Annotated in this window: 28 protein-coding genes and 1 pseudogene; all 29 read left to right on the top strand. The window is 43.3% G+C overall.

Annotated features, from left to right (window positions below; all coding sequences use genetic code 11):
- Positions 1-7: 7 nt before the first annotated feature.
- The 29 genes and pseudogenes from rpmD (at position 8) to ABFV83_RS13965 (ending at position 23,434) form a co-directional block, all read left to right on the top strand.
- A complete protein-coding gene (gene rpmD, locus ABFV83_RS14105; protein WP_349944673.1) occupies positions 8-190 on the top strand; it encodes a 50S ribosomal protein L30 in 183 nt (60 codons plus the stop codon).
- A gap of 26 nt (positions 191-216) precedes the next feature.
- Complete coding sequence (gene rplO / locus ABFV83_RS14100; RefSeq protein ID WP_349944671.1) at positions 217-657, top strand: 50S ribosomal protein L15; 441 nt, start codon at positions 217-219, stop codon at positions 655-657.
- A 1-nt stretch (position 658) separates the two neighbouring features.
- The gene (gene secY, locus ABFV83_RS14095; protein WP_349944670.1) at positions 659-1,981 is read left to right on the top strand and encodes a preprotein translocase subunit SecY; all 1,323 of its coding nucleotides are present in this window, start codon (positions 659-661) and stop codon (positions 1,979-1,981) included.
- A gap of 193 nt (positions 1,982-2,174) precedes the next feature.
- Positions 2,175-2,819 carry an adenylate kinase gene (locus ABFV83_RS14090; protein WP_349944669.1) on the top strand — a complete coding sequence of 215 codons (645 nt, stop codon included), beginning with the start codon at positions 2,175-2,177 and terminating at the stop codon, positions 2,817-2,819.
- Between the two features lie 3 nt (positions 2,820-2,822).
- Positions 2,823-3,587, top strand: coding sequence for a type I methionyl aminopeptidase (map, locus tag ABFV83_RS14085; RefSeq protein ID WP_349944667.1), 765 nt, complete (start codon positions 2,823-2,825; stop codon positions 3,585-3,587).
- 10 nt (positions 3,588-3,597) lie between these two features.
- Positions 3,598-3,879, top strand: a complete 282-nt coding sequence (locus ABFV83_RS14080) for a hypothetical protein (protein WP_349944665.1) — start codon at positions 3,598-3,600, stop codon at positions 3,877-3,879.
- Between the two features lie 5 nt (positions 3,880-3,884).
- Positions 3,885-4,103, top strand: coding sequence for a translation initiation factor IF-1 (infA, locus tag ABFV83_RS14075; RefSeq protein ID WP_013274317.1), 219 nt, complete (start codon positions 3,885-3,887; stop codon positions 4,101-4,103).
- 344 nt (positions 4,104-4,447) lie between these two features.
- Positions 4,448-4,561: a 50S ribosomal protein L36 gene (rpmJ, locus tag ABFV83_RS14070; protein ID WP_003497809.1), complete on the top strand. Its 114-nt coding sequence runs from the start codon at positions 4,448-4,450 to the stop codon at positions 4,559-4,561.
- 27 nt (positions 4,562-4,588) lie between these two features.
- Positions 4,589-4,957 (top strand): 30S ribosomal protein S13, encoded by a 369-nt coding sequence (gene rpsM, locus ABFV83_RS14065; protein ID WP_313155553.1) that lies wholly within the window; start codon positions 4,589-4,591, stop codon positions 4,955-4,957.
- Positions 4,958-5,065: 108 nt separating this feature from the next.
- Positions 5,066-5,467 (top strand): 30S ribosomal protein S11, encoded by a 402-nt coding sequence (gene rpsK, locus ABFV83_RS14060; protein ID WP_024348298.1) that lies wholly within the window; start codon positions 5,066-5,068, stop codon positions 5,465-5,467.
- A 16-nt stretch (positions 5,468-5,483) separates the two neighbouring features.
- Positions 5,484-6,077 (top strand): 30S ribosomal protein S4, encoded by a 594-nt coding sequence (gene rpsD, locus ABFV83_RS14055; RefSeq protein ID WP_025231346.1) that lies wholly within the window; start codon positions 5,484-5,486, stop codon positions 6,075-6,077.
- A 106-nt stretch (positions 6,078-6,183) separates the two neighbouring features.
- The gene (locus ABFV83_RS14050; RefSeq protein WP_025231347.1) at positions 6,184-7,152 is read left to right on the top strand and encodes a DNA-directed RNA polymerase subunit alpha; all 969 of its coding nucleotides are present in this window, start codon (positions 6,184-6,186) and stop codon (positions 7,150-7,152) included.
- A gap of 98 nt (positions 7,153-7,250) precedes the next feature.
- The gene (locus tag ABFV83_RS14045; RefSeq protein ID WP_349944661.1) at positions 7,251-7,787 is read left to right on the top strand and encodes a L17 family ribosomal protein; all 537 of its coding nucleotides are present in this window, start codon (positions 7,251-7,253) and stop codon (positions 7,785-7,787) included.
- A 291-nt stretch (positions 7,788-8,078) separates the two neighbouring features.
- Positions 8,079-9,305, top strand: coding sequence for an N-acetylmuramoyl-L-alanine amidase family protein (locus ABFV83_RS14040; protein ID WP_349944660.1), 1,227 nt, complete (start codon positions 8,079-8,081; stop codon positions 9,303-9,305).
- 24 nt (positions 9,306-9,329) lie between these two features.
- On the top strand, positions 9,330-10,355 hold the full coding sequence (locus tag ABFV83_RS14035) for an N-acetylmuramoyl-L-alanine amidase family protein (RefSeq protein WP_349944658.1): 1,026 nt from the start codon (positions 9,330-9,332) through the stop codon (positions 10,353-10,355).
- Between the two features lie 204 nt (positions 10,356-10,559).
- On the top strand, positions 10,560-11,465 hold the full coding sequence (locus ABFV83_RS14030) for an energy-coupling factor transporter ATPase (RefSeq protein ID WP_349944657.1): 906 nt from the start codon (positions 10,560-10,562) through the stop codon (positions 11,463-11,465).
- Positions 11,455-12,303: an energy-coupling factor transporter ATPase gene (locus tag ABFV83_RS14025; RefSeq protein WP_349944655.1), complete on the top strand. Its 849-nt coding sequence runs from the start codon at positions 11,455-11,457 to the stop codon at positions 12,301-12,303. The genes ABFV83_RS14030 and ABFV83_RS14025 overlap by 11 nt, the downstream gene beginning before the upstream one ends.
- 13 nt (positions 12,304-12,316) lie before the next feature.
- On the top strand, positions 12,317-13,117 hold the full coding sequence (locus ABFV83_RS14020; RefSeq protein WP_349944654.1) for an energy-coupling factor transporter transmembrane component T: 801 nt from the start codon (positions 12,317-12,319) through the stop codon (positions 13,115-13,117).
- Between the two features lie 24 nt (positions 13,118-13,141).
- Positions 13,142-13,873: pseudogene (gene truA, locus ABFV83_RS14015) on the top strand (tRNA pseudouridine(38-40) synthase TruA); the annotation flags it as partial.
- A 459-nt stretch (positions 13,874-14,332) separates the two neighbouring features.
- A complete protein-coding gene (gene rplM / locus ABFV83_RS14010; protein WP_349944652.1) occupies positions 14,333-14,767 on the top strand; it encodes a 50S ribosomal protein L13 in 435 nt (144 codons plus the stop codon).
- A gap of 28 nt (positions 14,768-14,795) precedes the next feature.
- Entirely contained in the window at positions 14,796-15,188 is a 393-nt protein-coding gene (gene rpsI / locus ABFV83_RS14005; protein ID WP_349944651.1) for a 30S ribosomal protein S9, read from the top strand.
- 525 nt (positions 15,189-15,713) lie between these two features.
- Positions 15,714-16,745 carry an L-threonine 3-dehydrogenase gene (gene tdh / locus ABFV83_RS14000; RefSeq protein ID WP_349948929.1) on the top strand — a complete coding sequence of 344 codons (1,032 nt, stop codon included), beginning with the start codon at positions 15,714-15,716 and terminating at the stop codon, positions 16,743-16,745.
- An 82-nt stretch (positions 16,746-16,827) separates the two neighbouring features.
- The gene (locus tag ABFV83_RS13995; RefSeq protein ID WP_349948928.1) at positions 16,828-18,009 is read left to right on the top strand and encodes a glycine C-acetyltransferase; all 1,182 of its coding nucleotides are present in this window, start codon (positions 16,828-16,830) and stop codon (positions 18,007-18,009) included.
- 153 nt (positions 18,010-18,162) lie between these two features.
- Positions 18,163-18,612, top strand: coding sequence for a MarR family transcriptional regulator (locus ABFV83_RS13990; RefSeq protein ID WP_349944650.1), 450 nt, complete (start codon positions 18,163-18,165; stop codon positions 18,610-18,612).
- Positions 18,612-19,187 (top strand): cyclase family protein, encoded by a 576-nt coding sequence (locus ABFV83_RS13985; RefSeq protein ID WP_349944648.1) that lies wholly within the window; start codon positions 18,612-18,614, stop codon positions 19,185-19,187. The genes ABFV83_RS13990 and ABFV83_RS13985 overlap by 1 nt, the downstream gene beginning before the upstream one ends.
- 135 nt (positions 19,188-19,322) lie before the next feature.
- A complete protein-coding gene (locus ABFV83_RS13980; protein WP_349944646.1) occupies positions 19,323-20,438 on the top strand; it encodes a helix-turn-helix domain-containing protein in 1,116 nt (371 codons plus the stop codon).
- A gap of 500 nt (positions 20,439-20,938) precedes the next feature.
- Positions 20,939-21,559 carry a peptidase C39 gene (locus ABFV83_RS13975; RefSeq protein WP_349944645.1) on the top strand — a complete coding sequence of 207 codons (621 nt, stop codon included), beginning with the start codon at positions 20,939-20,941 and terminating at the stop codon, positions 21,557-21,559.
- 41 nt (positions 21,560-21,600) lie between these two features.
- A complete protein-coding gene (locus tag ABFV83_RS13970) occupies positions 21,601-22,002 on the top strand; it encodes a phosphoglycerate mutase family protein (protein ID WP_349944643.1) in 402 nt (133 codons plus the stop codon).
- Positions 22,003-22,189: 187 nt separating this feature from the next.
- On the top strand, positions 22,190-23,434 hold the full coding sequence (locus tag ABFV83_RS13965; RefSeq protein WP_349944641.1) for a [Fe-Fe] hydrogenase large subunit C-terminal domain-containing protein: 1,245 nt from the start codon (positions 22,190-22,192) through the stop codon (positions 23,432-23,434).
- Positions 23,435-23,614 lie beyond the last annotated feature (180 nt).

Genomic DNA, 23,614 nt, shown 5'->3' with positions numbered 1-23,614 from the left:
TAAGAAGATGGCAGATAAATTAAAAATCACATTGGTGAAATCCCCGATCGGCGCTGTTCCGAAGCACAAAGCAACCGTTGAAGCATTAGGCTTAAAAAAGCTTCACAAGACAGTTGAGATGCCGGACAATGGCGCGGTAAGAGGTATGATCGCCAGCGTGCGTCATTTAGTAAAAGTTGAAGAGATTTAAGAGAATACAGTAAGGAGGTGCAAGCGATGGATTTATCAAATTTACAGCCTGCGTTAGGTTCCAAACACAGCGACAACTTCAGAAGAGGCCGCGGACATGGTTCAGGTAACGGCAAGACAGCAGGTAAAGGTCATAAGGGACAGAAAGCACGTTCCGGTGCAACCAGACCAGGTTTTGAAGGCGGTCAGATGCCTTTATACAGACGTATTCCTAAGAGAGGCTTTACAAATAGAAATACAAAAATAATTATCGGTATCAATGTAAGTGCTTTAGAGTGCTTTGACAATGGTGCAGTTATTACTGTTGAAACTTTATTAGAGAGCGGTATTGTTAAGAATCCGCGTGACGGTGTTAAGATCCTTGGAAATGGAGAATTAACCAAAAAGCTTATAGTAAAGGTAGATGCTTTCAGCGAAGGCGCAAAAACCAAAATCGAGGCTTTAGGTGGAACCTGCGAGGTGATCTAATATGTTAAAAACACTCCGTAATGCATTCAAGATCAAGGACGTAAGAAAGAAACTCATCTATACGTTCATGATGCTGGTGGTTACTAGGATCGGTTCTCAATTGCCGATTCCAGGAGTTGAAACAAGCTTCTTTAAAGATTTTTTTGCTCGGCAGAATAACGACGCGTTTGGATTCTTCAACGCTATGACAGGTAGTTCTTTTACCAACATGTCAGTATTCGCACTGAGCATTACCCCTTACATCACATCTTCCATTATTATGCAGCTTTTGACTATAGCGATTCCAAAGCTTGAGGAAATGCAGCGCGATGGGGAAGATGGGAGAAAAAAGATTGCAGAATACACCCGTTACGTAACAGTTGGTCTGGCTTTAATCGAGTCCGTCGCTATGGCGATTGGATTCGGCGGCCAGGGTCTGTTAAAAGAATTTAACGTATTAAGTATTATCATTGCTGTTGCAACCATGACGGCAGGTAGTGCTCTTCTGATGTGGATCGGTGAGCGTATTACGGAAAAAGGTGTGGGAAATGGTATTTCCATTGTCTTGACCTTTAACATTATTTCCAGCTTTCCGTCCGATGCGTCAACCTTATATACCAGATTTATCTCTGGAAAAGCGGTTGCCGTAGCAGCAGTTGCAGCCATTATTATCGTAGCTGTTATCGTAGCCATAGTTGTATTTGTTGTTATCCTTCAGAATGGTGAGAGAAGAATTCCTGTGCAGTATTCCAAAAAGATGCAGGGACGGAAGATGGTCGGCGGTCAAGCCACCAACATTCCGTTAAAGGTGAATACAGCCGGTGTTATCCCGGTTATCTTCGCTTCCTCCATTATGTCGTTCCCAGTAGTGATTTCCCAGTTTTTTGGGACTAAGATCAACTACAACAGCATTGGAGGCCACATTTTAACGGCACTGAATTCTTCCAGCTGGTTCAAACCGGAAAGACCCTTATATACCATTGGTCTGCTTGTATACGTAGCACTTATCATTATATTCGCTTATTTTTATACATCAATCACCTTTAATCCGCTTGAAGTTGCGAATAACATGAAAAAATCCGGCGGTTTTATCCCGGGCATCCGTCCAGGAAAACCAACCAGTGATTATCTCAATTCTATTTTGAACTATATCGTATTTATAGGCGCATGCGGCTTGACGATCATCTGTATCATTCCGATCATGGTTTCCGGCTTATTCAATGTAAGCCATTTATCCTTTGGAGGTACATCTTTAATCATCATCGTCAGTGTAGTCTTAGAGACGTTGAAGGCGATTGAATCTCAGATGCTTGTGCGCTATTATAAAGGATTTTTAAACGATTAGAGGACAAACCAAGAGAAACACGCACGGCGTGTTTCTCTTGGAATTTGTGTTATTTACGCGTGCAACGAGCCCAATGAGCATGCTTGCATGTCCATGAGGCCACTGCCGCGGTAATGATAAGAAGCCCGCATAGCATGTTTCTTATCATTAACCTTAAGAAAGTTACGTATTTCATGTAAGGGAGGGACTGTTTATGAGAATTATCATGTTAGGTGCTCCTGGTGCCGGCAAAGGTACCCAGGCAAAAAAGATTGCTGAAAAGTATCAGATTCCCCATATTTCTACTGGAGATATTTTCCGCTCCAATATTAAAGAAGGAACAGAGTTAGGCAGGAAGGCAAAGGAATACATGGATCAGGGCGCTCTTGTGCCGGATGAACTGACCATTGGCATGCTGATGGACCGTATTCAGGATGATGACTGTGAAAACGGATACGTGCTGGATGGTTTTCCAAGAACCATTCCCCAGGCGGAAAGCCTTAAAAAGGCGCTTTCAGAGATGGGACAGAAGGTTGACTTTGCGATTAATGTGGATGTACCGGATGAGATAATTATAGACAGAATGGCAGGCCGTCGTGCTTGCATTGCCTGCGGAGCTACATACCATATTGTGTATAATCCAAGCAGGGTTCCCGATGTATGCGACGTGTGCAAAGCAGGACTTGTTCTGCGGGATGATGATAAACCGGAAACCGTTAAAAAGCGTTTGTCGGTCTACCATGATCAGACAAAGCCTCTGATCGAATATTATAAGGAAGCCGGTGTGTTGGTGAATATTGATGGAACACAGGAATTAAACAAGGTGTTCTCGGACATCGCTGTCCTATTAGGAGCATAGTTTATGTCAGTTACGATTAAATCTGCAAGAGAGATAGAACTTATGAGAGAGGCGGGAAGGATTCTTTGTAAAACTCACGAAGAACTTTCAAAAGCCTTGAAGCCGGGGATGACAACCTGGGATATTGATCATCTGGGAGAAGAAATCATAAGGAGCTACGGCTGTACACCCTCTTTCCTGAATTATAACGGTTATCCTGCCTCCATCTGCGTTTCTGTAAACGATGAAGTGGTTCATGGGATTCCAAGTAAAAAACGGGTTTTAATGGAGGGCGATATCGTAAGCCTGGATGCCGGGGTTATTTACAAAGGATATCATTCCGATGCGGCAAGGACTTACGGAATCGGGGAGATCACTCCCCACGCAGGGCAGCTCATAGAAGTGACAAGACAATGTTTCTTTGAAGGGATTAAATTTGCAAAATCTGGCAATCATCTCAATGATATATCTGCTGCAATCCAGATCCATGCAGAAAAATTTGGATTTGGAGTTGTCCGGGATCTGGTAGGCCATGGAATCGGCACTCATCTCCATGAGGAGCCGGAGGTGCCGAACTTTGCACGGAAAAGACGGGGAATCAAATTAAAGCCGGGAATGACCCTGGCCATCGAACCCATGATCAATGGGGGAACACCGGAGGTCGTATGGCTTGATGATGACTGGACCGTGGTAACAGAGGATGGAAGCCTTTCTGCTCATTATGAAAATACCGTATTGATTACGGAGGGTGAACCGGAGATTCTTAGTCTGGTTTCCCATGTCCGCTGAGGAAATGCCCATGGAATTAAGTACCGGGGCATTGGTGAAATCTACGGCGGGACACGATAAAGGCGGTTATTTCTTCATATTGCGGGAAGAAGGCGAATATATATATTTGGTGGACGGAAAAAGCAGACGTTTCAATTGCCCGAAGAAGAAAAAGAAAAAGCATGTGAAAGCCCTTTTATGGGAGAAGCATTCTCCCGGAGTGAAGATCCGGGAAAATAAATCAGTCACCGATGAAGAAATCAAACATTTCATCAGATGTTTCAAAAGAGAAGAACAGGTTGTTAGGAGGTAAGCTTTATGTCAAAAGCAGATGTTATTGAAATTGAAGGAACCGTTGTGGAGAAGCTTCCCAACGCCATGTTCCAGGTAGAACTGGAGAATGGCCATCAGGTACTTGCTCACATCAGCGGAAAACTTCGCATGAACTACATTCGTATTTTACCGGGAGATAAAGTGACCATTGAGATGTCCCCTTATGATTTAAGCAAGGGAAGAATTATCTGGAGAGACAAATAAGGCGTTGTTTCATAAAACACTGCCTGTTTCTCAGGCGCGACACGCCAGGGTAAAGGGTTAATAATTATATAGGAAAAAGTGCTTGCATTTTAAAATAAACAGTGTTATAATGCTATAGCGACTTTGTTGAAATACTGGGTGTATTATGCCCTTACGGGCAGCACTGGTTTTACGATAAAACACACTGCGGGTATACTCAGAAGGCTCTTTCTAAAAAGAGCTCCATCGCCACCAGGCTCGTAAAAGAGCCGGACGGGTGTGGGAGCGCTTTTGTGCGGAAACGTCTGAAAGACAGACGGTAAATGCTGAGTGGGAAAGGGCGCATAACGGAAAGGAGAATTGCTGTGAAGGTTAGATCATCAGTCAAACCAATTTGCGAAAAGTGCAAAATCATCAAGAGAAAAGGCAGTATCAGAGTAATCTGTGAAAATCCTAAGCATAAGCAGAGACAAGGTTAAAAAAATTAATGGAGGTGTAATACACAAATGGCTCGTATTTCAGGTGTTGATTTACCAAGAGAAAAACGTGTTGAGATCGGCTTGACCTATATCTACGGTATCGGCAGAACAAGTTCAAACCGCATTCTGACAGAGGCTGGCGTTAGTCCTGATACTCGTGTTAAGGACTTAACAGACGACGAAGTAAAGAGAATTTCAACAGTAATTACTGAATCTCAGATCGTTGAAGGTGATTTACGTAGAGAGATCGCTATGAATATCAAGAGACTTCAGGAAATCGGATGCTACCGCGGAATCCGTCATAGAAAGAGCCTGCCAGTTCGTGGTCAGAAGACAAAGACCAACGCAAGAACTCGCAAGGGTCCTAGAAAGACTGTAGCAAACAAGAAGAAATAAGCAGGGATAAGAATATCCACACCCAATAACAGCGAATCACGTTACATGTTTTAAAAACAGGAATAACAGGATTCAGATGCAAGTAAAAAGAAAGTAGGTTAGTTTAAAATGGCTAAAAAAATGTCCACTACTAAAAAAGTGACAAAAAAGCGCGTAAAGAAAAACGTTGAACGCGGACAAGCACATATCCAGTCATCTTTTAATAACACGATCGTGACATTAACAGATACACAGGGTAACGCATTATCCTGGGCAAGTGCTGGTGGTCTTGGCTTTAGAGGTTCAAGGAAATCTACTCCATATGCAGCTCAGATGGCGGCAGAAACTGCTACTAAGGCAGCTCTTGTGCATGGTTTAAAATCAGTAGACGTTATGGTTAAAGGTCCTGGTTCAGGCCGTGAAGCAGCTATTCGTGCACTTCAGGCATGCGGATTAGAGGTAACCAGCATTAAGGATGTAACCCCGGTTCCACATAACGGTTGTCGTCCACCAAAACGTAGAAGAGTCTAATTAGGAGGTAATTACAGTGGCAGTTGATAGAGTTCCTGTTCTTAAAAGATGTAGATCCCTTGGTCTTGATCCAATCTATTTAGGAATAGATAAAAAATCAAACAGAGAATTAAAAAGAGCTAACAGAAAGATGAGTGAATACGGCATTCAGCTTAGAGAAAAGCAGAAAGCTAAATTCATCTACGGAGTTCTTGAGAAACCTTTCCGTAACTACTATGCAAAGGCTTCCAGAATGAATGGTCTGGTAGGTGAAAACCTGATGATCCTTCTGGAGAGAAGACTTGACAATGTAGTATTCCGTATGGGATTCGGAAGAACAAGAAGAGAGACCAGACAGATGGTTGACCATAAGAGCATTCTTGTAAACGGCAAATGCGTAAACATTCCTTCCTATTTAATTAAGGCTGGAGATGTGATCGAAGTTAAAGAGAAATGCAAAGCCAATTCAAGATTCAAAAGTGTTCAGGAATCAACCGCAGGACGTATGGTTCCGGCATGGCTTGATGTTGACCATGAGAATTTACGTGGTACTGTAAAAGAGTTACCAACAAGAGATGAGATTGATGTTCCGGTGAATGAAATGCTTATCGTCGAGTTGTACTCCAAATAATTGAAAGTCTGTTGATTGAAGCCGGCTTTCGCCCGGGGGTTCCCCCCCTGGGCAAGGTTTGAGTATAAGACCCTCGATACAAAATACCCAAAAGGAGGGGCTATTAGTGTTCGATTTTGAAAAACCAAACATTGAGATTGCTGAAATCTCAGAAGACAAGAAATATGGCAAGTTTGTAGTTGAACCGCTTGAAAGAGGTTATGGCACGACTTTAGGAAATTCCTTAAGAAGAATCATGCTTTCTTCCTTACCGGGCGCTGCAGTCAGTCAGGTAAAAATCGACGGCGTTTTGCATGAATTCAGTTCTATTCCAGGTGTTAAGGAAGATGTGACTGAGATCATCATGAACATCAAGAGCTTATCTATTAAAAATAACAGCGATACCAACGAAGCAAAGGTTGCATACATTGAGTTTGAAGGCGAAGGCGTAATAACGGCTGCGGACATTCAGGCGGATCCGGATATTGAGGTTATGAATCCGGAGCAGATCATTGCAACACTCAGCGGCGGCACTGACAGCAAATTCTATATGGAACTTACTATCACCAAAGGCCGTGGCTATGTAAGCGCAGACAAGAATAAGAGTGAAGATTTACCGATTGGCGTAATTGCCGTTGATTCTATCTATACACCAGTCGAGCGCGTCAATATGACGGTAGAAAACACCCGAGTAGGTCAGGTTACCGATTATGATAAGCTGACATTAGATGTATTTACAAACGGTACTTCGGCACCGGATGAGGCGGTCAGCCTTGCCGCAAAGGTGCTCAGCGAGCACTTGAACCTGTTCATTGATCTATCTGAGAACGCTAAGACTGCAGAAGTCATGGTGGAAAAAGAGGATAATGAAAAGGAAAAGGTTCTGGAGATGAACATTGATGAACTGGAGCTTTCTGTCCGTTCATACAACTGCCTGAAGAGAGCCGGTATCAATACAGTGGAAGAACTGTGTAACCGTACCTCCGAAGACATGATGAAGGTTCGTAACCTGGGCCGCAAGTCTTTAGAAGAAGTGTTGGCCAAATTAAAAGAGTTAGGCTTGCAGCTTAACCCAAGCGATGATGCCGGTGTATAACTGGACCGCTTGAAGCAGGTAATTTATGGAGATTAAGCACTGGTACAGTAAGTCCGAAGAAGCGTGTACCTGTGTTCCACAAATGGAGGAATATTAAAATGGCAGGATATAGAAAGCTGGGAAGAACTTCCAGCCAGAGAAAAGCATTAATCAGAAGCCAGGTAACTGCATTAATATATAATGGCAAAATCGTGACAACAGAGGCAAGAGCAAAAGAAATCCGCAAGGTGGCTGAAGGCCTCATCGCTTTAGCGGTAAAAGAAAAAGACAACTTTGAGACTGTTAAAGTTACCGCAAAGGTTGCACGTAAAGATAAAGACGGCAAGAGAGTAAAAGAAGTTGTTAACGGCAAGAAAGTTACCGTATACGATGAAGTAGAGAAAGAGATCAAGAAAGACCTTCCTTCCAGACTTCACGCAAGAAGACAGATGTTAAAAGTTCTTTACGATGTAACAGAAGTTCCCGCACAGGCTGCAGGAAGAAAGAAAAATACAAAATCTGTTGATCTGCCAAAGAAACTGTTTGATGAAGTTGCACCAAAGTACGTATCCCGCAACGGTGGTTACACACGTATCGTTAAGATCGGCCAGCGTAAGGGTGACGGAGCAATGGCAGTTGTGCTTGAACTCGTATAATCCACGAAAGCAATGAGCAGTGTTGAATAAAGGTCTGATATAATTTTCGTTGTGCTCGCACATAAGAAAGTTATATCGGGCCTTTATTCATAGGGCGAATGCCCCATCCCAGTATTGGACACCCCCAATACCGGGATTTTTTTGTTTTTCTTCTAATCCATACAGAAGCGCAAGAATAAAGAAAGAATATCGTAAGTTGACGGATAATTGCTTTTAGGGATATAATGTCAGTAGTAGAAGTAGATGACTGTTTTGTCAAATTACGTTAATTTATAGTGGGAGGTTTTTTTTATGAGACATTTTAAACGGTTGGTTGCTTTGGCTTCTATGGTGAGCCTTCTGGGACTTAGTATCCCATTTGAATCCCTGGCTGCTGTAAAGACCATACCATCAGTGACCATTTACGCAGGACTGGAGGAGATTGACTCAGGAGAGACTCTGCCAGCGGAGAGTAGTTTTGAGACGAATAAAGGAACTGGAAATTACGTTTATACCAATAACGACAGATACGAAGTGACGGATTTGGACTGGGTCACATCTGATACCAAGGAAATGAAGGTTGGTTCTGAACCAAAGATGAAGGTAACTTTAAGAGCGACAAACTCTGATGAATATGCTTTTAAGGGCGGCTATCAGTCCAGTAACGTATCCATTAAGGGAGGAACCTATGTTTCTGCCAGCCGTTCAGGATCAGATACTCTATATGTTACTTTTACCTTTAAGCCAATAAAGGGCACTTATGATTCACCGGAGGATGCTTTTTGGAGAGAGTCCGGATACGGCAGTGCCAAGTGGAGTTCTGTAGATAATAGTTCAGGCGCCTATGATGTTTATTTGTACCGCGGAAGCAGTGTGGTAAAGAAGGTGGAGAAGCTTAAGGCCACCAGCTACAATTTCTATCCTTATATGACGAAAGCGGGTACCTATAGCTTTAAAGTCCGTACCGTAGCATATACAGAAAGCGAGCAGAAGTATGGAAAGAACAGTGACTGGACAGAATCTAACGAAGTATATGTACCTCAGGAAAAGGTATCCGATGGAAGCGGCCAGGATGACAGCGCTGTAGCAAACGGCCAGGTTGGCTGGATCAAGACCGGAAACGTCTGGTATTACCGCTATCCTGATGGAACCTATCAAAAGAACAACTGGGCGAAGATCAATAATAAGTGGTACCTGTTTGATGCTAACGGCGCTATGGTGACTGGCTGGCAGCAGAGAAATAATGTATGGTATTACTTAAACAACGATGGTGCAATGACGACCGGCTGGATTGTTTCTAATAACAAATGGTATTATTTAAATCCATCTACTACAAGCGGAGTAGAGGGAGCCATGCTCATTGGCTGGATCAATTACAATAACAAATGGTATTATACGGATTCCACCGGAGCCATGCAGGAAGGCTGGAGGCAGGTAGACGGAAACTGGTACTACTTCTATCCAGGAGAAGGTTCAAAAGCTGTCAATACCACGATCAGTGGTTTCCCGGTAGATGGCAACGGCATCTGGCGCAAGTAATAGGAGGAAAGGAAGTAGATATCAATGAAATGGATGCAGGGGAAAAGGAAGTGGCTGGTGCTTTTATGCGCTTTCATGGTTCTTGGAACAGGGATGACTGTACCGGCTTCCGGAAGCTTGAAGATCCGTCTGGATCATGGGAGCAGGACCAGTTGGACGGCAGGAATACAGGTTCCGGATGTAACCGCCAACTATTCCGAGATAAGTCCGGAATGGAGCAAGGATGATACAGATGATTGGGTTCCCGGTAAGAAGATTACCGGCATCATAACAGTAAACGGCACGTTTACCAGATCCGATTGCACTATTTATGGTGGAAAGCTGGTTTCTGTAAACGCAAAGGATGGGGAAACCGAAATAAAGGTCTCCTATGTTCCGGTAGCAATGCTGGAATGCCCGGAAAGGGCAGGCTGGAGTGACAGCGCAAAAACAAAGGCTTCCTGGAAAAAGGTTCCTTTTGCATCCAGGTATCAGGTAGTCCTTTATAAGGAAGGCGGCATCTGGATCAAGAGCCTGACCACCTCATCTACTTCTGTGGACCTTTTACAGTATATGGAGGGTGGTTATAAATACTACTATACCGTAAAGGCAATCCCAAAGGATTCTTCTGAGGAAGATTATTTAAAAGAAGGAGAAGTGACTACTTCTGATGATTCCGTGGTTCAGGAACTGGGAGATACTTCGGGAACCTGGGCTGAGTATCAGAACGGGAAAAAGTACAGGGGTGAGGACGGCAATTATGTTGTCAGCCAATGGAAGATGGTCAGCGGAAAATGGTACTATTTTAATAAAGAAGGCTACGCAGTTGTTGGCTGGCAGTTTATAGGTGACAGATGGTATTATATGGGAGCAAACGCCCAGATGATGATCGGATGGCAGCAGATAAACGGAAAGTGGTATTATTTAAACGTTGAAGGTGACATGGCTATCGGCTGGATCCAGCCGCAGCCTGGAAAGTGGTATTATCTCTATAGTGACGGCAGCCTGGCAGTGAATACGAAGGTCAATGGTATTTACCAAATTGACGCTTCCGGGCTTTGGATTCCGTAATAAAAATGGCACAGGCATCTGTGCTATTTTTATTACCCGTTTTATTCCCCTTTCTTCAGCAGTAATCCACCAGAACCTTCATTATATTGCCTTGTTATCAACATGAATTTGCAAAAGATTCGCGCCGATGCTTGACTGTTGTGGAATATTCATCTAAAATTATGTGGCATATGATTGTTTGAATTTATCAGAGAAAGGTCTGTTATGGGAATAATAAAAACTTCAAAGCTGATATATGATTATATCAGAAGAGATGAGGAAGAAAATATTGAAGAAATTAAGCGTGCCATTGACGGCGTCAGCCTGGATATTAAGTCAGGGCAGTTTGTAGCCATTCTTGGACACAACGGTTCCGGGAAGTCTACCTTTGCAAAGCAGTTGGATGCGATCCTGCTTCCAACGGATGGAACCGTGTGGATTCAGGGAATGGACACTTCCGTGGAAGAGAATTTGTGGGAGGTCCGGAAAAAGACCGGAATGGTATTCCAGAATCCGGACAATCAGATCATTGGAAATATCGTAGAGGAAGATGTAGGGTTTGGGCCTGAGAACCTGGGTGTTCCTACGGAAGAGATATGGAAACGGGTGAATGACAGCCTGGAAAGTGTTGGAATGGCTGCATTTCGTTTAAAGTCCCCCAATAAGCTTTCCGGAGGCCAGAAGCAAAGGGTCGCCATTGCCGGCGTTATGGCAATGCGGCCTCAGTGCATTGTTTTAGACGAGCCTACAGCCATGCTGGATCCTAACGGACGGAAGGAAGTTGTGAAAACGGTCAGGGAATTAAACAGGAAGGAAGGAATCACGGTCCTGCTGATCACCCATTATATGGAGGAGGTCACAGACGCAGACCGGGTCATTGTCATGGACAACGGAAAGGTGGTCATGGACGGAACTCCAAAGGATATTTTTTCAAGGGTTGAAGAGCTTAAATCCTACCGTCTTGATGTTCCCCAGGTAACAGAGCTTTCCTATGAGCTTCAAAAGAATGGTGTGGACTTACCGGATGGGATACTGACACTGGAAGAGCTGATGGAAAATCTTCTGCCAAAGTTTGCAGAGCGTTTTCCCGGAAAGGTAACCCTGGAGAATGGAGTAAAAGATGGCAATTAAAGCAGAGCATTTGAATTATGTTTACGGGCTTGGAACAGCCTTTGAGCAGCGCGCGTTAAAGGACGTGAATCTGGAAATAAAGGATGGGGAATTTGTTGGCCTTATCGGGCACACAGGCTCCGGAAAATCCACCCTGATCCAGCATTTAAACGGATTGATGAAAGCCACTGACGGCGCCATCTATTATAATGGAAGAAACATTTATGAGGAAGGATACAATTTGCGGGCTTTAAGAAGCAAGGTAGGACTTGTATTCCAGTATCCGGAACACCAGCTTTTTGAGATCAATGTATTTACGGACGTTTGCTTTGGTCCAAAGAATCAGGGGCTTTCCAGAAAAGATGCTGAGAAACGGGCAAGGGAAGCACTTACTATGGTAGGGCTTGATGAAAGCTTTTATGCCCGTTCGCCCTTTGAGCTTTCCGGAGGGCAGAAAAGGCGGGTTGCCATTGCAGGGGTTTTAGCTATGGAGCCGGAGGTGCTCATACTGGACGAGCCTACTGCCGGCCTGGACCCAAGGGGAAGAGACGAGATTCTGGACCAGATTGAGCGGCTTCATAAGGAAAGGAATATGACCATAATTCTGGTTTCCCACAGCATGGAGGACATTGCCCGGTATGTGGACCGGATTCTGGTTATGAATCACGGGGAAAAGGTGTTTGATGATACTCCAAAAGAAGTGTTCAAGCATTATAAGGAGCTGGAAGCCATTGGTCTTGCAGCGCCTCAGATCACCTATGTGGTCCATTCGCTGCGGGATCACGGAGTTCCTGTTGATGATAACATTACAACCGTAGAAGAAGCCAGAGACGAGATTTTACGGCTTCTTGGAAAATAGATCGGGAGATATTATGCTTAAAGATATTACGTTAGGACAGTATTATCCGGTGGACTCAAAGCTGCACAGGCTGGATCCCCGGACAAAGCTGTTTGGGACTATGGTTTTCATCATATCCCTTTTTATTGCAAATGATATATGGGCGTATTTGATCGCCACTTTTTTTCTTATCACAGCAATCCGTTTCAGTCAGGTTCCATTTAAGTTCATGGTACGGGGGTTAAAGGCAATTGTATTTCTGCTGCTCATCAGTGTCAGCTTTAATCTGTTCCTGACTCCGGGAGAGCCCATCTTCCAGCTGGGCTTCTTGAAAATGACAAGGGAAGGTGTGAAAACGGCGCTCTTCATGGGAGTCCGGCTCATTTACCTGGTGGTCGGTTCTTCCATCATGACTCTTACCACCACACCGAACCAGCTGACCGACGGCCTGGAAAAGAGCCTGGGATTTTTAAAGAAAGTGGGAGTTCCGGTCCATGAAGTATCCATGATGATGTCTATTGCCTTAAGATTCATTCCCATCCTTGTGGAAGAAACTGATAAGATCATGAAGGCTCAGATGGCAAGGGGAGCTGATTTTGAAACAGGGAATCTGATTCAGAAGGCAAAAAATATGATTCCTCTCCTTGTTCCCTTATTTATTTCCGCATTCCGCCGTGCCACGGATCTGGCAATGGCCATGGAGGCCAGATGCTACCGGGGCGGAGAGGGAAGGACTAAAATGAAGCCTCTCCGGTACGGGAAGCAGGACGGGATCGCCTATCTGGTGTTTCTGGTATATCTGGCCGCTATCGCAGGACTTCGGATCATGGGATAAGGTTCCCATAAAATAGGAGGATGTATGAAACGGGTTAAAATGATTGTGGCCTATGATGGTACCAATTACTGCGGTTGGCAGATCCAGAAAAACGGAATCACCATTGAGGAGGTTCTTAACAGGGAGCTGACTTGTCTTTTAAAGGAGCCTATAACCGTAATCGGGGCAAGCAGAACCGATTCCGGGGTTCACTCTGAGGGCAATGTAGCAGTCTTTGATACGGAAAACCGAATGCCTGCCGACAAAATATGCTTTGCCTTAAACCAAAGGCTGCCGGATGATATCCGGATCCTGCAGTCTGAGGAGGTAGCGCCGGATTATCATCCGAGAAAACAGAACTGCGTTAAAACCTATGAATATAAAATCATGAACCGGAAAATTGAAGTGCCTACCATGAGGCTTTACAGCTATTTCTGCTATTTCCCCCTGGATGTGGAGCGGATGCGGGAAGGCGGGGCTTACCTGGTGGGAGAACATGATTTTAAAAGCTTCTGTACGGCCCGTGGACAGGCGGAAGAAACCGTACGTACCATTTATAGCCTGGACATTGAAAAGACCGGGGATCTCATTACAATCCGCATCAAGGGAAGCGGTTTTCTATACAACATGGTGAGGATCATTGCCGGGACCCTGATGAAGGTCGGCATGGGAGTGTATCCGCCGGCCCATGTGGAAGAGATCCTCGATGCCAGGGACCGGATGGTGGCCGGGCCAAAGGCTGCGGCAAAGGGGCTTACTCTGGTAAGCCTTGATTATGAAAAGGAACTTAAGAAAAAGATCCAGGGAGAGAATAAGGAATGGAGCTATACTCTTTTCCAGGATAAGATTGTTTCGGAAGGAAAGGCCTGGCTTCATATTCACCGGTGCAGGGAAGAAGACTTTGAAAGGCTTTTGATCCGTGTGGTCCATCAGGCAGTGCAAAACGGTGCTAAAACCATTTTTGTACGGGACGAGGAAAAGGATGGAAGGATCATTTTGGGAAAGCCTTATGGATTTTATACTTTTCAGGCTGATCCTGAAAACCATGAGTGGTGCGTGACGCAAAAATAAGCCGAAAAACCTTGATTTTATGGGAAAAGAGGTTGACACATCCGGCTGAATGTAATATAATGTATAACTGTGACGTTAGACGAAAATGTTCAGCCAAAGCCCCGGAGTGAGCATTTTGTAATATAGTTATGCTTAAAAACACCATAATTTACAGGAGGTTGTCCAATGAAGACTTTTATGGCTAGTCCAGCAACAATTGAAAGAAAATGGTACGTAGTTGACGCTACAGGATATACATTAGGACGTTTGGCTTCAGAAGTAGCTAAAGTATTAAGAGGTAAGAATAAACCGATCTACACACCGCATATGGATTGCGGCGATTATGTGATCGTTGTAAACGCAGATAAGATTACCGTAACCGGTAAGAAATTAGATCAGAAGATCTACTACAATCACTCTGACTATGTGGGTGGTATGAGAGAAACAACTTTAAGAGAAATGATGGCTAAGAAGCCTGAAAAAGTAATTGAACTGGCTGTTAAAGGTATGCTTCCAAAGGGACCTTTAGGTAGAAGCATGATAACAAAACTTCACGTATACGCAGGTGCAGAACATAACAATGCTGCTCAGAAACCAGAAGTTTTAGAGTTCAAATTTTAATCAGAGGCGCTGAAAGGAGGAAGTTATCATGGCTAATGCAAAATTTTACGGAACAGGTAGAAGAAAAAAATCTATCGCTAGAGTATATTTAGTACCAGGTACAGGTAAGATCACCATCAATAAGAGAGATATTGACCAGTATTTAGGTCTTGAAACATTAAAGCTTGTTGTACGTCAGCCGTTAGTTGCTACAGAGACAGTTGATAAGTTTGACATTCTTGTAAACGTTCACGGCGGCGGATTCACTGGACAGGCTGGTGCAATCAGACACGGTATCTCAAGAGCTTTACTTCAGGCAGATACAGAGTATCGTCCGATTCTTAAGAAGGCAGGCTTCTTAACAAGAGATCCAAGAATGAAAGAAAGAAAGAAGTACGGCTTAAAAGCAGCTCGTCGTGCTCCACAGTTCTCAAAGAGATAATAAATTCAAATTATTTAAAACAGCGAAGACCCCGAAGGTGCTTATACTTTCGGGGTTTTCTTTATTTTCAGGTAGGTGTGAAAAACCACAAAAAACTAATTTAGGGAACACACAGAGCACACAGAGAACCATAGAACTATCAGAAGATTATTCTAAGGGGTATCGACATAGAAAAAAATCTTATCAGCGTGGCAGACAGTACACACAAGGGTGTAATAAATAAGGCGTAAAAGGACGAAGCAACCCCTCTCCTTTTTAATTTACCCGGCATGGAGGAGGTCCTGCAGGCAAAGTTTTTTTCGTGAAAACCTCCTGATCAATTGTCCTGGTCTTTTGTTTTTTCTCGCTAAATTTCCCAACGAAAATCATAAGAAAAAGGATTGCAATCTACCATCATTCATGCTATTATGTCCCTGAGGGGGAGACATTAAAAGGAAAAGTGTCTGCACTGAAAAGACATTTTTCGTCTCACAAAGACATATAAAATGATAAGAAAGGTGGAGGTTTACAATGAAAGAAAGAATGATGTATGCAATTGTAAAAGAGCAGGCGGCCAGTGGTCTGGCGCTTAGAGAGGTCCCCATTCCCGAGACAGGAGAAAATGATGTAAAGATCAAGATTCACTACACATCAATCTGCGGTACGGATTTACATATCTATAACTGGGATAAGTGGTCTCAGGAAACCATAAAACCGCCGATGACCATTGGACACGAGTTTGTAGGTGAGATCGTGGAAAAGGGCAGCCTGGTGAAGGAATTTAAAATCGGAGATATCGTATCGGGAGAGGGGCATATCGTATGTGGGCACTGCCGTAACTGTAAAGCAGGAAAGCGCCATCTTTGCAAAAAAACCGTGGGTGTAGGGGTAAACCGTGACGGAGCATTTGCACAGTATCTGGTGATTCCGCAGACCAATGTCATCATCTGTGAGCCGGGAATTCCCGAGGAATTATGCTCATCCTTTGATCCACTGGGCAATGCGGTGCATACAGCTTTGTCCTTTAATATGGTGGGAGAGGATGTGCTGATCACAGGAGCTGGTCCTATCGGCATCATGGCTGCGGCGATTTGCCGCCACGTGGGAGCTAAACATGTGGTGATCACGGATGTCAATGATTACCGGCTGAACCTGGTCCGGGAAATCTGCGATGCCCATACTGTCAATGTAGCCAGGGAGAGCTTAGATGATAAGATGCGGGAGCTTCATATCGAGGAGGGCTTTGATATCGGACTTGAGATGTCCGGCAACGGTAAGGCATTTACTTCCATGATTGACCATATGTACAATGGCGGCAAGATTGCGGTTCTGGGACTTCAGGGAAGTGATACCGTGGTGCCATGGAATAAGATCGTGACTAACTGTCTGCAGTTAAAGGGAATTTATGGAAGGGAAATGTTTGAAACCTGGTATAAGATGATGGCAATGCTGAACAGCGGTCTTGAGATAGAAAAGATTATCACACACAAATTCGATTTCCGGGAGTTCCAGAAGGGCTTTGACGTAATGAACAGCGGGCAGTGCGGAAAGGTAGTTCTGGACTGGACGCAGGTCTGAAAGAGGAAGGGAAGAACAGATTGACAAGGATAAGTTTATTTAGTTTGACATAGATAATAAAACATAGGAGAGAGGTAATATGATGAAAAAAGCATTAAACTATTTTAAAGATGCGGTGGAGCAGGCCAAAGGAGACGGAACATACAAGGAAGAGCGCATAATCACAACTCCCCAGAGAAGCAGAATCAATACTACGAAGACAGAAAATGTCATCAATATGTGTGCCAACAATTATCTTGGACTTTCTGATAACAAGGAGATCATAGAAGCTGCCAAAGCTACTTATGATACATGGGGATACGGATTGTCTTCCGTACGTTTCATCTGCGGAACCCAGGGGATACACAAGGAGCTGGAAGCAAAAATCTCCTCCTTCCTGGGCATGGATGATACGATTTTGTATTCCTCCTGCTTTGACGCAAACGGAGGCCTGTTTGAGACACTGCTGACGGAGGAAGATGCGGTGATCAGCGATGCGTTAAATCATGCCAGCATCATTGACGGCGTACGTTTATGCAAGGCAAAGCGCTATCGTTATGCCAATAATAATATGGAGGAGTTAGAACAGTGCTTAAAGGATTCCCAGGATGCCAGGATACGCCTGATTGCCACGGACGGTGTATTTTCCATGGACGGCATTGTGGCTGATTTAGAAGCAGTCTGCAATCTGGCTGACAAGTACGACGCGCTGGTGATGGTGGATGATAGCCATGCGGTAGGATTTATGGGAAGACTTGGTAAAGGCACACCCGAGCACTGCGGCGTCATGGGCCGGGTGGATATCATCACTGGTACACTGGGCAAAGCCCTGGGTGGAGCCAGCGGCGGATATACCAGCGCCAGACAGGAAATCGTGGATTTGCTCCGCCAGAAGAGCAGACCGTATCTGTTTTCCAATACCGTAGCTCCTGCAATCGCCGGCGGGGCCATAAAGACCTTGGAAATTCTGGAGCGGAGTACGGAATACAGGGACCGTGTTCATGAAAATACCCGTTATTTCAGGGAAAAGATAAAAGAGGTGGGATTTGATATTATAGAGAGTGATCATCCGATTGTGGCGATTATGCTGTATGATGCAAAGACGGCTGTGGAATTTGCAGCAAGGATGCTGGAACGTGGCGTATACGTCATCGGTTTCTGTTATCCGGTGGTGCCAAAAGGAAAAGCCAGAATCCGTACTCAGATATCTGCCGCCCACACCAGGGAGGATTTGGATTTTGCGGTGGAATGCTTTAAATGCGTAAAGGAAGAGATGGGGATTTAAGAAACCAATGGGCTGGATTTATGATTACGATGATAAAATGAAAACGTAATCAAAATCCAGCTCATTTTTTATTCTGTTTTTTGTTGACTTGACAACAATATTTAACCATGCTATTATATTATTGCTTACCAGGAAACAATAAGGAGATAAAAAATGGAGCGAGAAATACTTCAACAGTTTACACAGCTTTATAACAATCAGGACATGCTTAGCAACCTTATAAATAGTGGTTTAAATTCACGATATAGTAATTCTGAATTGCATTGTATTGAAGTAATCGGAAAGCTTGATCACCCAAATGGAGTGCAGCTCGCTGCAATTCTCTCGATGACCCGGGGGGCAGTTACGAGGCTGGCTAAACGATTGCTGCAGGACGGCCTTATAGAACGTTATGTTCTGCCTGATAATAAAAAAGAAATTTACTATCGGCTGACCTCGAAAGGAGAGGTTCTTTATAAGGAACATGAGGTTGCTCATATAAAATGGGAAGAACGAGATATTGCTTTTTTATATTCTGTTCCAATAAAGGATCAAGAAGTAATCCTTGACTTTCTTCAGAAATTTAATAACTACCTGCAAGCAAAAATACAGGAGGAATCATAATGAAATATGACTTAACAACACAAGTGGACCCGCATTTCATGGAACAATGGCTCTCCACACAGGAAAACCGCCATTTAGCCACAGGACATGTGGGTACGCATTTAGACACCTATGAGAAAAGTGTTATCCCGCTGGAGTACATGACCTGCCCAGGCATTCTTTGGGATGTATCAGATATTGCAGAAAACCGTGAAATTTCCCTTTCCGATATTAAGAATTTAAATATACCTGAAAATGCATTTCTTCTAGTACGCACTGGCCGAAGTGAGAAAGAAAAGTATGGTACACCTGATTATTTTAAGGAACACCCCCAGTTATCTAACGAGTTGATTCAGTGGCTTTCGAATCAGCCAATTCGCTTTTTGGGAATTGACTGTTCGGGGATACGCCGTGGAGAAGAGCATGAGCCTGCTGACAGAATGCTGGAGAAGAGTGGAATTTTCGTTATTGAGAATCTTAGTGGTCTTAATCAATTATTAGGTACAGATACCTTACAGGTCTATACTCTTTGGTTTGATGATCCGGTTGCTACCGGACTACGGTGTAAAGTGGTGGTGGATATTGGTGAAAAATGAACAAACCCAATAATACCCGTCCTCTTATAAAATTTAATTTCTCAACTTAAATGCGAGTAAATTCGCCTGTTGCGTTATGGGTTTGACTGGAATTGTGTGTTAAAATTCAGTTATAAATTTATGGGAGGTCATTATATGACAGCAGTTAAATTTAAAATTGCAGAATTGAGAAAGAATAAAGGGATATGCCAGCAGGAGTTAGCAAATGTATTGGGTGTGTCTTTTCAATCAGTCAGCAAATGGGAAACTGGTACAACGATGCCCGATATAACCTTGCTGCCAGGCATTGCTGAGTACTTTAATGTTTCTGTAGATGAACTATTAGGCCTTAAACCACTGCGCCAACAAGCTTACATACCACGTAATACAGATTATCGTGATAATTGGAATGGAAAGACTAATGAACTTTATAAGAATAGAAAATATTTTTGGAATGATGACTACCTGAATTTTCTTTTGAAGAATGTCTGGCACGTAGATAGACCAGTAGATGTTATTGAATTAAGATGTGGAGAAGGCTGCTTAGGAATGCAGTTGCTTGAATATCTGCCTGCAGGAAGTACTTATACAGGGGTTGATAATGAATATTTTACTAATAGAGCTAAATTAAACTTTAATAACACGGGATTTGATATAAATTTTATTGTATCAGATATATACTCTCTTAAAACAAATAAAAAATATGACATAGCTATTTGCCAGGTAGGATTACGTCATATGAACAAGCCAATGGAAGTATTAAAGAAAATGGTGGAGTCTGTTAAAAAAGATGGCCTTGTTGTTTGTATGGATGTCAATCGGGAGTTGGAAAATGTTGGATTATACTTTGATGACATTAGCTATGATTATCTTTGCAGGGCTTTTGATTTTCATAAGGTATGGAAGAAAGAACTGGAATGTGAAGGCAGAGATTATGCTATCGGAATGCGGTTACCATTTTATATGGAACAAATAGGGCTGCGTAATATCGATATCCGCATGAATGACAGAATCATATATGTAAATCCTGATATGCAGGATTATGAGGAGAAAGTACAGGATTTTATTGAAATACATGGCTGGGATAAATCTTCTGACATATCCGATAGGGAAAATACCATTGAGTTATTAATGAATAGAGGGATGGATCGTGTTGAGGCGGAAGCTTATATAAATATGCAATCTAAAATAGCGGAATATTTTAGAAATACGGAAAGACGAAAATCATTTTTAAAGGTGCAGGGATTACTTATTACATACGGAAGAAAATAAATCATATGGAGAAGACCAAGCAAAAACTAAGTGAACAGCTGGAAAAGCAACTTCCAACCTCCCAGCTATTTTCCTGAAGATAAGGATTGCCTGTAAATTGCAGGGTAAGAAAAGACTCTGAGAGTTTTCTCATGGGGTCTTTTTTATATATGGAATTTATAAAGGAATGAATTACATTTATGTAATAAGGGTTAAAATTTGTGGCACAATGTTATAGTGAACCAGCCATACGATCTGCCAAGAAAGAAACAATCATCAGCCGGCAAAAAGGTTTAAGCATTATGACGGCAGGATATAAAGGGTATTAATTGAGATGGAATTATATTGACAACAGTGTGTTAAAATGATACAAATAATGCTTATAAGAAAGATGGTATATGAGGTTATTAAGGAAGATTGTCTGGCTCCTGTAATAGTAAGAAACGATTAAAGGGATATCCGGTATTTTTAACATATGGCGGGTAACCGTGTATGAAAATTTTAAAGGAAGTGAACCCAATATGAAAAATCCACTAAACTATCAGGTCACGGAATACGACTGCGGCCCCACCACATTACTTAATGCAATGAGCTATCTCTTTACCAGAGAACAGATTCCGCCGGATATCATCAAACATATTATGCTTTTTTGTCTCGATTCCTATAATGCGAAGGGGGAGTTTGGGAAAAACGGAACCTCCCGTATGGCGATGATGTTTTTTAGCAATTGGATCAACCAGTTTGGCAAGATGAAAAAGTTTCCTGTTCAAAGCGAGTATCTGACTGGAGACGAGGTGTTTATTGGGGAAAACAGCAAGGTCATGTATGGCCTGCAGCAGGGCGGAGTTGTGGTTGCGAGGGTGATGTATGGCAGCTGGCACTATGTATTGCTGACAGAGGCTGATGGTCAGAACGTTTATTTGTTTGATCCTTATTTCAGAAAGAAACCTTTTAAGCAAAAGGGATTGGAGCTGATCACGGATATGCCTTACCAAAGGAACCGGTGCGTCCCATGGGAAATGTTTAATGACACGGGAAAAGGCACTTATGCCCTTGGACCCAGGGAAACAAGAGAAGCTGTCATCATTTTTAACAGAGTGACACAGAAGAGACCGGCAGATACCATTGAGTATTTTATTTGACAAAATAAGCTATAACGGACAGAGAGTGAGAATAAGCCATAATGACAAAAGTATATTTTGTTCGCCACGCACAGCCTGACCATGCCTGGGAGGATGACAGGACCAGGCCCTTGACAGTGGAAGGCAGGAAGGATTCCAGGAAGGTGCTGGAATTTTTGCAGGATAAAAATATTGATTCATTTTATTGCAGCCCATACAAGCGGAGTATGGATACCATAGAGGAAGCGGCAGCGTATTATGAAAAGGAAGTCATCACCGATGAACGCCTCCGTGAACGGGAAAGTGGGAGAAATGGGAATCATTATGATACAGGCTTTAACTGTGATTCTTTCCTGCGGATTCTGGATTGGATGCCATATATCATAGAGCTAGATTTTGAAAACGGAACATGTACGGATAAAATAGAGCATTTGCATATAGAAAAGGAATTTATGGAAAAATAGAAAATGAATATGAAACAAGGGTTTTTCTTGTTCCATCCATAATTTTCCTGAAATTATCACCTTCCCCATGAATGGTATGGTAAGGATGAAGAAAAAGTATTATAATAATAGCTGTAATATGATCACCTGAATTGAAAAAATCACAGCACTATAAAGTAAATCAAAACATACTTGCGGGAGGTATATTATGCAGACATTTAAGCAGTTGTATGAAAGTATGGTAAAGTCCGTATTGAATAATGATTCGGATCCTGAGAAGGACTTAGAAACCTCATATGATCCTCATCATCTGGACTGTCTTTTGAATCCGGAGAAGCACCCGGTGGTGATCCGCACCGGAACCTGCAGCTGTTCCAAAGAGGAACGGGAGGAATGCTTAAAACGCTGTCCATTCGGTGCCCTGGGAATCGGAAAGGATGGGGTTACCGTTGATCCGGAACTGTGTCTGGGCTGTGAAAATTGCATTGAAGGCTGCGCCCCGGAAAAGCTGACAGCCAGTACGGATATTATCCCTGCTTTAAAAGCGGTCAGAAGCTCCAAGGGACTGGTATACGCAATGATAGCTCCCGCATTTTTAGGCCAGTTTTCCAAGGAGGTTACTCCCGGAAAGCTAAGGACGGCATTAAAAGCCGTAGGGTTTGACGGAATGCTGGAGGTTGCTCTGTTTGCGGATATCCTTACATTAAAAGAAGCCCTTGAATTTGATAAAAATATTAATGATATTAACGATTACCAGCTGACAAGCTGCTGCTGTCCCATGTGGATCGGCATGATCCGTAAGGTCTATAACCAGCTGGTTCCCCATGTGCCTGGCTCAGTATCACCCATGGTTGCCTGCGCAAGAGTGGTAAAAGCGCTCCATCCCGATGCTTTGACCGTGTTCATCGGGCCATGTCTTGCCAAAAAGGCGGAAGCCCGGGAAAAGGATCTGGCTGGTGCAGTTGACTATGTGCTCACATTCCAGGAGGTAAAGAATATATTTGATGCCCTGGGAATCGATCCGGCTGTCATGGAAGAAAGTGAAAAGGACCATTCCTCAAGAGCCGGAAGAATTTACGCCAGAAAGGGCGGAGTCAGTGAAGCGGTGGAGAGTACGGTAAGAGCCATTAATCCCAATAAAAAAACAGAGATCCGTACCAAACAGGCGGATGGAGTGCCTGCCTGCAGGAAAATGATCCAGGATATTATGGCTGGAAAGATCGAAGCAAACTTTTATGAAGGCATGGGATGTGTGGGAGGCTGTGTGGGCGGCCCAAGAGCAATATTAGGAGTGGAACAGGGAACAGAACTGGTCAATGATTACGGAGAAAAGGCAACTTATGGGCATCCCGCTGAGAATCCATATGTGATCGAGCTGCTGCACCGTTTAAACCTGGACAGCATTGAAAGCCTGCTGGAAGAAACCGATTTATTCAGCAGAGATATCACTTAAGTAAAATTGCTTTTATAAGCCTTATACCATTTCAAAAAAATCAGTACATGGGAGCCATGGCAGACGGTTCCCATGTACTGATTTTTGGTTTTCCTGATTGCATCTTGCTTTTCACCCCTTAAAAATGCTAATATAAAAGAGTATGCATGGACAATACAGGCAACTGAAAGAAGGGAAATA

The organism is Lacrimispora sp. BS-2 (genome assembly GCF_040207125.1).
Lineage (GTDB): Bacteria > Bacillota > Clostridia > Lachnospirales > Lachnospiraceae > Lacrimispora.
The sequence above is the reverse complement of the archived record's forward strand: the minus strand, read 5'-3'. Positions and strand labels throughout refer to the sequence as shown.